The sequence below is a fragment of the Riemerella anatipestifer genome (assembly GCF_035666175.1).
GTDB classification, from domain to species: Bacteria; Bacteroidota; Bacteroidia; order Flavobacteriales; family Weeksellaceae; genus Riemerella; species Riemerella anatipestifer_D.
Genome location: NZ_CP142016.1, coordinates 2,350,568 through 2,362,813, shown reverse-complemented (window position 1 = coordinate 2,362,813; position 12,246 = coordinate 2,350,568). Strand labels below are relative to the sequence as shown.

At 36.2% G+C, this 12,246-nt stretch carries 9 protein-coding genes; 6 read left to right on the top strand and 3 right to left on the bottom strand.

From position 1 onward, the window contains the following. The first annotated feature begins 207 nt into the window (after positions 1–207). From priA to kbl, 3 genes are all read left to right on the top strand, one after another. A complete protein-coding gene (priA, locus tag VIX88_RS11850; RefSeq protein ID WP_222535100.1) occupies positions 208–2,655 on the top strand; it encodes a replication restart helicase PriA in 2,448 nt (815 codons plus the stop codon). Positions 2,656–2,775: 120 nt separating this feature from the next. Beyond that, positions 2,776–4,197: a D-alanyl-D-alanine carboxypeptidase/D-alanyl-D-alanine-endopeptidase gene (gene dacB / locus VIX88_RS11845; RefSeq protein ID WP_222535099.1), complete on the top strand. Its 1,422-nt coding sequence runs from the start codon at positions 2,776–2,778 to the stop codon at positions 4,195–4,197. Positions 4,198–4,286: 89 nt separating this feature from the next. Next, the gene (gene kbl / locus VIX88_RS11840; RefSeq protein ID WP_222535098.1) at positions 4,287–5,480 is read left to right on the top strand and encodes a glycine C-acetyltransferase; all 1,194 of its coding nucleotides are present in this window, start codon (positions 4,287–4,289) and stop codon (positions 5,478–5,480) included. 81 nt (positions 5,481–5,561) lie between these two features. Here the strand turns inward: kbl and VIX88_RS11835 are convergent, their stop codons facing one another. Further along, positions 5,562–6,254: a ZIP family metal transporter gene (locus VIX88_RS11835; RefSeq protein WP_064970293.1), complete on the bottom strand. Its 693-nt coding sequence runs from the start codon at positions 6,252–6,254 to the stop codon at positions 5,562–5,564. A 190-nt stretch (positions 6,255–6,444) separates the two neighbouring features. On the opposite strand from VIX88_RS11835, the gene VIX88_RS11830 reads away from it, so the two are divergent. Together VIX88_RS11830 and VIX88_RS11825 are read left to right on the top strand one after the other, a co-directional pair. Beyond that, on the top strand, positions 6,445–7,482 hold the full coding sequence (locus tag VIX88_RS11830) for a PLP-dependent cysteine synthase family protein (RefSeq protein WP_064970294.1): 1,038 nt from the start codon (positions 6,445–6,447) through the stop codon (positions 7,480–7,482). A 94-nt stretch (positions 7,483–7,576) separates the two neighbouring features. Then, complete coding sequence (locus VIX88_RS11825; RefSeq protein ID WP_222535097.1) at positions 7,577–7,903, top strand: DMT family transporter; 327 nt, start codon at positions 7,577–7,579, stop codon at positions 7,901–7,903. A gap of 96 nt (positions 7,904–7,999) precedes the next feature. Here VIX88_RS11825 and VIX88_RS11820 read toward each other — a convergent pair whose 3' ends face one another. Both VIX88_RS11820 and VIX88_RS11815 read right to left on the bottom strand, forming a co-directional pair. Further along, entirely contained in the window at positions 8,000–8,719 is a 720-nt protein-coding gene (locus VIX88_RS11820) for a DNA-binding domain-containing protein (protein WP_109475076.1), read from the bottom strand. A gap of 24 nt (positions 8,720–8,743) precedes the next feature. Beyond that, entirely contained in the window at positions 8,744–10,342 is a 1,599-nt protein-coding gene (locus tag VIX88_RS11815; RefSeq protein ID WP_222535096.1) for a hypothetical protein, read from the bottom strand. 634 nt (positions 10,343–10,976) lie between these two features. Here VIX88_RS11815 and VIX88_RS11810 point away from each other — a divergent pair. After that, on the top strand, positions 10,977–12,230 hold the full coding sequence (locus VIX88_RS11810; protein WP_064971298.1) for a porin: 1,254 nt from the start codon (positions 10,977–10,979) through the stop codon (positions 12,228–12,230). Positions 12,231–12,246 lie beyond the last annotated feature (16 nt).

Here is a 12,246-nt window from a genome sequence, read left to right as displayed (position 1 = left end):
GTTAATATTCATTTTTAGTACACCTCCAATTTTACCAAGAATATGCCACTCCCTTTTTTATGACAAAATGACAGCACCAAACTTCATCATTTGCCTAGATATGTTTTTTCAGTCAGTAGCATTGTACTTTTTGCATAAAGACACTTGTTAAAAATTAGCTCTTCATTAAATACTTTTAATAAAAATCACTTATTTTTGTTCCCCTCTATGCTTTACGCTCAAGTCATATTACCACTTAATCTAAAAGGAACTTTCACTTACAAAGTTCCCATTGATTTACAGGATAAAATAGCGTTAGGCATGCGTGTTCTTGTTCCGTTTAGAGGAAAAAAAATCTATACTGGAATCATCTCAGACCTTCACCAAAACACTCCCAAAGAGTTTTCTCCAAAGGAAATTTACAGCATTTTAGACGACACCCCTATTTTACCTTTTCCACAGCTTGAGTTTTGGCAATGGCTATCTTCCTACTATCTGTGTAATTTGGGTGAAATTTACCGCTTGGCATTTCCTTCATCATTAAAATTGGAAAGTGAGACCTATCTAAAGCTTAAACCAAATGCTAATATAGATTATGAACTCCTAGATGCCAACGAAATACTTTTAATACAGGCACTGGAAGTCCAACAATTGGTCAATCTTTCTGAAATGGAAGCCTTTATTCCAAAGAAAAATTTAATTAAAACCATCAACGCTCTTATAGATATGCACTATATAGAGATAGATGAAAAAGTGGCAGAAAAGTACAAAGTAAAGGAGGTAGCTTATGTAAAAATCAAAGAGGAATTGCTAGGCAATCAGTCTTTAGCAGAGGTCATTTTTAGCCTTAATAGAGCAGAAAAACAAAAAGAACTTTTCTTGCTCATTTTGTCTAAACAAACAACTTCGCCTGAAGTTCCTATTAAAAAATCTATTTTGTTTGAAGAAGGTAATTTCGCCCACGCTCAAATGAAAGCTCTGATGGATAAAGGTCTAGTAGATGAATATTACCTCCAGCACGACCGACTAGAGGCTTATAGTGGTGATATAGAAAATATTGAACCTCTTACTGAAACTCAAAACAATACACTTAAAGCAATAGAAGAGGCTTTTGCTCAAAATCAGAAAGTATTATTACACGGCGTAACTTCTTCAGGGAAAACACATATCTATATCCACTTGATAGAGCAACTCATCAAAGAGAATAAAAACACATTATTATTATTACCCGAGATTGCATTAACCAAACAAATTATCCGCAGATTAGAAAAAAAATACGGCGATTTAATTGGCTTTTATCATCAAAGACTCACCGATTTTGAACGAGTGGAAGTTTGGAGAAAAGTAAAACTCAACAAGATTAAAGTTCTTATTGGAACTAGAAATGCATTGTTTCTCCCTTACCAAAATTTAGATTTAGTGATTGTAGATGAAGAACACGATTCCGCCTACAAGCCTAGAGAAGCTAATCCTTACTTTAACGCTAAAGATGCTGCTCAAATTTTAGCTCATCATTATAAAGCACATCTACTGCTCGGCTCTGCCACACCATCTTTAGAATCTTATTACGCTGCCCAAAAAGGAAAACTTAAATACCTTTATTTAGGCGAACGATACGGCAATGTAAATTTACCCGATTTTGAAATCATCAATATTAAAGAAGAGCAGGAAGCCAAAACTCTAAATGGTAATTTTTCGGCAGCATTAGTTCAAAAAGTTCAGGAAAACCTAGAGGACAAAAAACAAATTATTATCCTCCATAATAGAAGAGGCTATGCCAATGTGGTAGAATGTGAGGCTTGCGGACATGTAACCTATTGCTCTAACTGTGATGTAGTAATGACCTATCACAAATCTTCTAACGAATTGAAGTGCCATTATTGTGGACAAAGAGCTTCTAAACCTAACCAATGCCCTAAGTGCCAGTCTCAACAACTCAATACCAAAGGCATCGGAGTAGAACAAGTGGCGGAGGAAGTTAAAAGACTATTTCCAGAGGCAGAAGTGGACAGAATGGACATAGATTCTATGAGAAAAAAGTTCGCCTATGAGAAACTCTATGAAAAAATAGAAAATAGAGAAACTGACATCATTGTCGGTACACAGATGATTTCTAAAGGTTTAGACTTTTACCATATAGACCTAGTGGCAATTCCTAAGGCTGATGCTCTCCTCTACGTACAAGATTTCCGAGCGGAAGAAAGAGCCTATCAACTCATCACTCAGGTATCTGGAAGAGCAGGCAGAACTTCAGGAAAAGGTAAAGTAGTTATACAAACTTACAACCCAGCACACCCTTTATTCAGTTTGATTGAAGACAATAGCACTCAAGAAATCTATGAGCATTTTCTAAATGATAGAAAAAAATTCCTCTATCCACCATTTACCAAAGTGGTACTTTTAGAAATTAAACATTCCAAAGAAGGTAAAGCAGATAGAGCATCACAATTTTTAGGCTCTATCCTTAGGAAATACTTGCCTTTAGACTGTGTTTTAGGTCCAGAAAAAGCACCTATCGCAAAGTTGAAAAACAAATATCAGTTCCAAATATTACTCAAACTGCCTAGAAATAATAAATACTTTACTTTCAAAGAGTACATTTCACAATCATTAGACGAATTCAGAGAAATCTCCGCTTATCAATCTGTAAAAATAGAGGTGTTTGTAGATTTTTAACTCTTTTTAACATAATTTAAGTCTATTTACCACCCTTGCATAGGTCTAGACTTATAATATTTTTTACCTTTGTTTCGTTGTTTTCTAATAGAAAACCTCAAAGTAATAAAATTTCAAAGTATGAATTTAATAAAAAAAGGACTTTTAACAGCCTGTATATCTATATTTTCCGTTTCATTTGCTCAGTATTCTAGTTCGTACCCTACCTACGAGACACCAACTACTGAAAAAGTAACTCTTTCGGCTAAAGAAGAACTCGACATCGCTATCAATCGACTGGCAAGTGACCCTATGGTAAAAAATGGTCAATGGGGATTTGTAGTATACGACCCAAAAAGTAAGCAAGTCATAAGTTCTTATAATGAGGCTACTCCATTAGTTCCTGCATCTACCACAAAGTTGTTAACTACAGATGCAGCCATGAACATTATAGGTCCCAAATTCAAATACAATACACAGCTAGAATACTCAGGTAAAATATCTGACACAGGAGTTCTAGAAGGCAACCTATACGTTATAGGTAGCGGCGACCCTACTTTGGGAACTGGTATGGCTGGTTCTTCTAGTTATAGTAGCATTGCTTCTGATTTTATATCTTCAATAAAGAGCTTAGGGATTACCAAAATCAATGGTGGTATTTTCGTACAAACTGCAGTTTTCAAAGGTAATAATGACAACCTTCCTGCTAACATTGTATGGTTAGAAAGAGAGAATTACTACCTCCCTGTGGGCAAAACAGCCAATATAGACCCAACCAAAGAGAGAAAAATCACCAAACGCAAATTTAAAGCCGATGAAAAAAGATTTTTCTATGTTTCTCCATACACCAACCAAATGGTTTATACAGATTCTTTTGAAGGTAATATTGTAGCTGGTAAGATACCTTCTGCACCTTATTCTCTCGCCAATACATTAAAGGCTTCTTTACTTAAAAACAAGATATCTGTAACAGGCAAAGTAGAAGGAAAAACAATTGATATCACACCCGAAGACAGAACTTTTATCACCAAATATCAATCACCTAGCTTAGAAGAGATTGTCTATTTCGTTAACCAGGTGAGTAATAATAGATTTGCAGAAGCTCTGCTTCGTTCGGTAGGATTTTACAAAAACGGTGACGAGTCTCTAGCAACAGGCAGACAAACAATCGTAGAACACCTAAATACTAACGGCTATGATTTTAATGGATTAAACCTAATGGACGGTAGTGGTTTATCTAGAAATAATCTAGTAACACCTATTTCACAAGTTAAATTTTTAGCAGGTCTTATGAAAGAAAGATATTATAAATCCTACTTCGATTCACTACCTATTGCAGGGCAGACAGGGACATTAAAGAAAATGTTTCTCTATAACGAAGGCTACGGACAAATCTTCGCTAAAACAGGCACATTAAGAGCTGTAAAATGTCTAGCAGGTTACATCAATACCAAATCTGGCAGAACCCTTACTTTCTCATTGTTAATCAATAATTACACAGGGTCTGTAAATCAGATTAAAGCTAAAATGGAAAAACTGCTAGAGCCTACACTCAACCTCTAGTATTTGTAAAATAATCTATAAAGTCTTCCAACAGTGAAGGCTTTTTTTATTAAATTAGCCAACGATTTTATAACCAAAATAAACTAAATATGATTTCTAAAAATTATCTAGAGTATTTACAAACCGAACTTCAAAATATCAAAAACGAAGGTCTTTATAAAAACGAACGCATCATTACCTCTCAACAATCAGCTGAAATTATAGCTAATGGTAAAAAGTTACTTAACTTCTGTGCCAATAACTACCTTGGGCTATCTAACCACCCCGAAGTTATGAAAGCCTCACAAAACGCTATTGCTTCTCACGGTTACGGTATGTCTTCTGTGCGTTTTATATGTGGTACACAAGACATTCATAAAAATCTAGAAGCTAAAATATCTGAGTTTTTGGGTATGGAAGACACCATTCTCTATGCGGCTTGTTTTGATGCCAACGGTGGGGTTTTTGAACCTCTATTTACAGCAGAAGATGCCATCATTTCTGATGAACTTAACCACGCTTCCATTATTGATGGAGTAAGACTTTGCAAAGCGGCAAGGTATCGCTACAAAAACAATGATATGGCAGACTTGGAAGCACAGCTTATTGAAGCGAGTAAACACAACCACAGATTTAAAATCATTGTTACCGATGGAGTGTTTTCTATGGACGGTATCGTAGCCGACCTAAAAGGTGTTTGTGATTTAGCTGAAAAATACGATGCTCTAGTGATGGTAGACGACTCCCACGCTACAGGTTTTATCGGCAAAACAGGAAGAGGTACCCACGAAGCAAACGAAGTTATGGGAAGAGTGGACATCATTACTTCTACACTAGGTAAAGCACTAGGTGGAGCGTTGGGTGGCTTTACTTCTGGTAAAAAAGAAATTATAGATATGTTAAGACAACGTTCTAGACCTTATCTGTTTTCCAACTCTTTAGCTCCTGGCATTGTAGGTGCGGCAACCAAAGTTCTAGAAATGATTTCCGAAGATACCAGCCTAAGAGACAAGGTAATGGATAACGCCCAATATTTTAGAACCCAAATGAAAGCCAAAGGCTTTGACATTCCTGATGGCGATGCAGCTATTGTACCTGTAATGCTTTATGATGCCCCACTATCTCAAAAAATGGCAGAAAAACTTATGGACGAAGGCATCTATGTTATCGGATTTTTCTATCCTGTGGTTCCTAAAGGTAAGGCTAGAATTAGAGTACAATTATCAACTGCACATACAAGGGAACACTTAGATAAAGCCATAGCTGCCTTTGAAAAAGTAGGAAAAGAATTAGGGATTATCTAGCTGACCTATATTTATAAAAATAAAACCTTTGTAATATTTACTACAAAGGTTTATTTTTTTATATCAATCAGATTTAACCTTTTAATGATGATGAAATAAATGCCCTAGCAAAGCAATCAAAATCCCTGACACTACAAGCAAGAGCTTCGTCCAATCCATTTTGTGGTTTTTGTTGCTTTCAAAAATAATTACAGCGGAGATATGCAGAAATATCCCTCCCACTATGGCTAGAAAATAAGACTGCCACTCCATTGGGATATATTTACCCAAAAACACTCCAAGAGGAGAAGCCAAAGCAAAAATGCTAATAATACTCCACGAATAACGCTTTGATGACCCTTTACCAAACAAATACGCTCCCAAAACAAAGGAAATAGGAAGGTTATGAAACAAGATACCTGTAAGATAAGGCGACAAAACCTCTGTTTCGTTAGCTAAAGGGATACCTTCTATAAAAGCATGAAGAAACAAACCCACCATAAGTGCCACAGGCAGTATATTTTTAGTTTCGCTGTGATGGTGGATATGCCCATGCTCAAAGCCTTTGGTAAGGCTTTCTAAAACCATCTGCAACAGGACTCCTAATACAATCCAAACACCTATGTTGTGATTATGTTCGTGGTAGACTTGAGGAAAGACTTCGTTAAGACAAATCGTAATAAGAAACCCCGCACTTAGAATAAGTAAATTCTTTGCTAGCTTCTCTTTAGCCCCAAAAAATTTACCCAACAATACCCCCAGTATTACACTTAGAATGAGAAGAACAATAATCATAGAATTAAAAATAGAACCGCAAAAATATTAAAAAACCTTGGGAGTATAGCTATAAAATAGAAGCTTGAAGTAAAAAAGCAAATCAACTATAACTAATAATATAAAACACCACCAAAACTAAACAGATATTTAAGTCTTATATTCCTTATTTTTTTATTAACTTTGCACCCAGTTTTTGAGAAAATGTAATATGGCGACTAATGTTTATGATAATATTCTCGGTTTAATAGGAAATACTCCTCTTGTTAGATTAAATAAAATTACCGAAAATATAGCAGCTACAGTCTATGCGAAGATAGAGTCTTCTAACCCAGGGCACTCTACTAAAGATAGGATAGCTCTGCATATTATAGAACAAGCAGAAAAAAAAGGATTACTAAAACCAGGTGCTACTATTGTAGAGACCACCTCTGGTAACACAGGGTTCTCCATTGCAATGGTAAACATTATCAAAGGGTACAAGTGCATCTTATCTGTAAGCGATAAAACCAAGCCTGAAAAAATAGCTTATCTAAAGGCATTAGGTGCTACCGTATATGTTTGCCCTGCAAATGTACCTGCGGACGACCCTCGCTCTTATTACGAAGTCGCTAAGAGAATTGCTAAAGAAACACCTAACTCTATCTACATCAACCAATATTTTAACGAATTAAATATAGATGCTCACTACTCCTCTACTGGTCCTGAAATATGGGAACAGACCCAAGGGAAAATCACGCATCTAATAGCGTGTACTGGTACTGGTGGAACACTTTCTGGCTCTGCTAAATTTCTTAAAGAGCAGAACCCTGACATTAAAATCATTGGAGTAGATGCAGATGGTTCTATACTTAAAACTTACCACGAAACAGGGGCTATCAATAAAGAGGATATTCACCCCTATCAAATAGAAGGGTTGGGCAAAAACTTAATCCCAACTGCTCTTAGGTTTGATTTAATAGACGAATTTGTACGAGTGAACGATGAACAAAGTGCTTACCGCACAAGAGAAATCGCTATAAAAGAAGGCATTATGGGAGGCTACACTACAGGAGCCGTTACCCAAGCTCTTATGCAGTATGCAGAGGAGAATCCGTTTAAAGAAGATGATTTAGTGGTACTTATCTACCCAGACCACGGTTCTAGATACATCAGCAAAGTCTATAATGACGAGTGGATGGAATCTCAAGGCTTTACCAATAACGAACTTCATAACTACGACAAGCTCTTTAAAACGGAGCATATATAAACTAAAATTATAGGTAAAAACTGTTTCTACAACAGATGTAGAAACAGTTTTTTATTTTACATCAACTCATCAAAACCTTTTTTATACCATTAAGATGAATTGGATTATTTTAATCATTGCAGGACTTTTTGAAGCCTTATTTGCATTTCGCTTAGGGAAAGCCAAAACTTCGGAAAATACAGAAGCGGTTTGGTGGTATCTAGGCTTTTTGGTTGCTCTTACTACAAGTATGGGGTTACTCATTAAAGCCACCCAAACACTACCTATAGGAACCGCCTACGCTGTATGGACAGGAATAGGAGCGGTAGGCACCGTACTAATTGGCATCTTTATATTTAAAGAACCCGCCACCACACTAAGACTCTTTTTCTTAGTCACTCTTATAGGCTCTATTATTGGGCTGAAAGCCGTATCAAGCTAAATGTATTTTTAGGGAAGACCTCCCTATGGATATAGGGAACGCCTCCCCACGGTCGTGGGGAGGCGTTTCTCATTAAGCTAGGGAATAGCACCTTATTTAACCAATAACCACTGGCGCTGAAAGTACACCCACTCTAGGCTCTTTGGTAGTGATACCACCTTTAGAATATTGCGTGGTAATGCTGAGTTCATAGTTCCCCGCTTCTAAATCCGAAGGCACAAGAATGAGTAACCTTGACGGCTCATTAAGCACAATATGCTCTACTGAGAGTTTCACTTCTTGTTGAGTGTCTAGGTTTTTGAAGACGATGCCATTTTTAGGGTCATTGCCGTCTATTTTAATGTAAGTGCCTTTGATTTCCGCATTCTTACCTTTGGTTAGGGTGCCGTCTGCTTTGCCTGTGGCTTTGTCGGTAATGCTGAACACGCTCATTGGGCTGGATTGTTCGCCTAGGATTTCTACCTTAGTGTCTGCTACTGCTTTTCTAAGGTCTAGACCTTGGTTCACATTTACATACACCGAGTGCTTTTCTTTATCCCAAGTTTTGTCGTAAAACACACCCTTAATTGCAGGACGCATATACACCAGCCCTGTATTTACACTATACCCATTGAGTACCAACTCTGAAGCTTTACGGTTAAAACGAGTGATAATATCTACCGCCGTTTCGGTTTGTATCTCCATACCCTCTTTTTTAAGGGCTTCTATGATTTCTGTAATGCCAAGACTACCACCTAGAAGTGGCACGGCTACAAAATCGTTAGGGTCGTCTTTGGTGAGTAGGTTGGGACGCAACCATGCTTTTAAGGTATTCATAATGTATCATTTTTTAAGGTTAAATTATTTTACTAATAAGGCTTCTAGCTTCTGTAAACGAGCTTCTAATTCTGCTATTTTAGCATCTTTAGCTTTTAGAGCCTTGTCTTGCTCTATGCTGTGTAGATAAAGTTCCTCTATCTTCTCCACATTGGTGAGTTGAGTTGCCATAAGGTCTATATAACCTTGTTTTTTGATAGCTTCTGCAGATTGATACCCTGGCAAATGTCCATTAGCTTTTACAAAATCTTCCACTTGGCTAAGGGTTTTAAAGCTATAATCCGCTTTAATGCTAGAGGCTCCTGTGTAATACTTTTGGAACACATAATCTGGGAAAGTATTACCATTACTAGCAATAAATGTATTTGCTTTTATATTTCCTATTACTTCTAATTTTTCTGATGGAGTTGTTATCCCTATACCTACATTGCCATTTTCTCTAATTACAGCATGAACGGTCTCATTATATCCAAATCCAAGACCATTATTATCCAATATATCGTTATAACTATTATTGCTTATTCCAAAGTCTATAAATCCCATTTTTCTTTCATCAATACTTTTTTGAAGACGATTAACCGTACCTTCCCAGTCCTGAGTGGGATCTATAGTTTCCTTAAATCTATTCATTGACCAATCAATAAAAGAACTATTACCTGTGTCTTCTTTTCCTGTTTTTACATACATTCTATGGTATATATAGTTTCCTATAGAATTAGATTCGACAGATTTTAGAGATTTTAATGTAGCTCCTTTTTTTCCAAAAGAATAAATATAATTGGGATTAGAAAATGTTGTTTCTCTTCCATTTACCTCAAAAGTAAATGTATTGCCATTAGCTGTATCCATACTTTCCAAACGCAAAGCTTTATTTTTATCATCGTTTGAAGTATCGGTGTCTGCCAAAAAGTCTACTGCTCTTAATCTTGTGTTATATATATCTATATTGTTTTTAAAATCAATATACCCTAGCGTTGTTTGAGAAACTTCACTAACTCCTCTGTAAATTTCTAAACCTCCTGTTCTTAAAGTTGTACTCGAACTTTCTGTACCATCTTCTAAATAGTTGAAAACAGTTAATCTACCTTCATAGCTTTTCAACTGAGTTTTGTTATTAATATTTTCTCCAACTGAAGCTATTATTCTATATTTGTTATTGTTCGTAGATGATGGTATTAGAGCATATTCATCTTTTGATGTACTACCATTTACGGAACTTTCTTGTGTATTTTGAGTATATTTCCATAGTCCTTCCACATTATTTTTACTTTTTATCCATTCCACACCATTATAATAATAGTAACCTTTTTCTGTGATTTTAGCCACTTTAGTATCATTGCCTGTATAATTACTTATAGCCCCATTAGTTTTAGTAGCATCATCTATTACATAGACTAAGGTTCCCTCTACAGGTGTTTCAATACTTGCCACACGGGTTTTACTCAACTTAGGAGCTAAAATTCCTTCATTAGTTGTTCCAGCTAAGTTAACCGTGCTAGGTTGTATTTCTAAGGTGGCCGCAGGTTTATCAGTGTTAATCCCCACCTTTCCACTTTGCCCATAAACTGTTAGCCCTAGTCCTAAAAAGGCTAACACACTTAATTTTGTAATCTTTGTTGTCATAATGTTTAATTTTAAAAGTTGATATTTAATTGTTTAAGATTATAGAGGTTAGATATTGGATTTTAGAGGTTGGGAGGTTCGGTTTAAGGGTTGATGAGGCTATACTAAATTCTAAACTCTGAAATCTATCCTCTACCCTAAAAAAACGCCTCCCCCCTCTCAACACACACAAAACGAGGAGGAAGGCTAAAACAGAAAGAGCGTAACGCTCCCCCTGAACACTAAAAGCACCTAACAAGAACGACCATGTTATGAGACGCTTTTAGCAAGTAAGTATGAAAGCTAAATTTAGAATGATATAAATACCAAAAGCCCCCAATAAAAGTTGGCGGAACTCTATTTATTATTAACGATAAAAGTCTAAAGAATTTGCTAAATAGTCGGACGCATACCCACGAAACTACCTGTGTGTGTGTGTGTTTACACAATTATTTGGTAGTTCCAAATAATTGTGGTACTTTTTTACACTTGTTTGTATGTTACTGATATAGCGTGTCATAAAACTAAGGCAAACTTATAACCTTTTGTAGAAGTGTGCAAGTGTTTAAGAGAAATTTTATGCAAAACTTAGTTTATCCCCTACAATCGCCTGCTTATTTTTGTTTAAATTTGCACTCCTAAATAATATACTAAGATGAAATATTTGTTTTGGCTATGCTTGTTTACTCTACCCCTAGTAGCCAAGTCTCAAAAAACTAAGGTTTCGGATACCATTATTCTGCTTAAAAAAGATACTGTTTTATCCTCTAAGACGGTTAAACAGCTCCATTTAGAGGCTCTACCCTACTATAACTTTGGTAAAGGTGTAGGGATTACTTCTCCTGATAGTCTATTTCAATTTAATATTCGTTTTAGAATGCAGAACAGGCTAGAAGCTGATTTTAATGACAATGAAAATACAGAATATAAGGCTGCCATTCGCCGTCTTCGTTTAAGGTTTGATGGGTATGTGGGTAATCCTAGGTTTTTGTATGCTATACAGCTTTCCTTTGCTCCTGATGATGTGGGAGAGATTAAAGAAGGTAGTCCGCTTAACATCATAAGAGATGCAATTGTATTTTATAAAGCTACCAATAAACTCATGCTTGGTTTCGGACAAACAAAACTCCCAGGGAACAGACAAAGAGTGAACTCATCGGGAGCATTAGACCTTACCGACCGTTCCATCAACAACGCTATGTTTAACATTGATAGGGATTTTGGTTTCCAAGCCATTTATAACAATACCAAAGCTAATGAGTTTGGATACAGCTTGAAAGCTGCTATAACTACTGGTGAAGGAAGAAATTTTAATGACAAAACCGACGGACTTGCCTATACTGGAAGAGTAGAACTCTACCCTTTAGGAGCTTTTAAGAACAATGGAGAATTTTTTGAAGGCGATTTATACCGAGAGCCTACGCCTAAGATTTACCTAGGAGGTACTTATCACTTCAACCAAAGGTCTAATTTTTCACAAGGACAAAGGGGGAAAGAGTTGTTGGAAAGTAGAGATTTGCAGTCTATCCTTTTAGATGGTATGATGAAATACAATGGCTGGACAGCTACCGTTGCTTATATGAGCAGAAGCACCAGCAACCCACTCACACATAATGCCGATTTTTCTAAAGTAATACCTGTGGCAGCAGGACATGGCTACGATACTCAACTCAGTTATATTTTCCCTAAAAATTGGGAAGTCATTGGGCGTTTCTCTCAAATGACACCTAATAAAACTATACAGAACTTGATACCAAAACAAAATCAACTTTCCTTTGGTATTACCAAGTATATTTGGGAGCATGCCTTTAAAGCCCAAGTAGAAGTAAGTAAAAATAACTTTCTCTACATAGATGGAAGAAAGGATAATAATTGGTACGCTAGATTTCAAGTAGAAATAGGAATTTAATCACACAAATCATAAT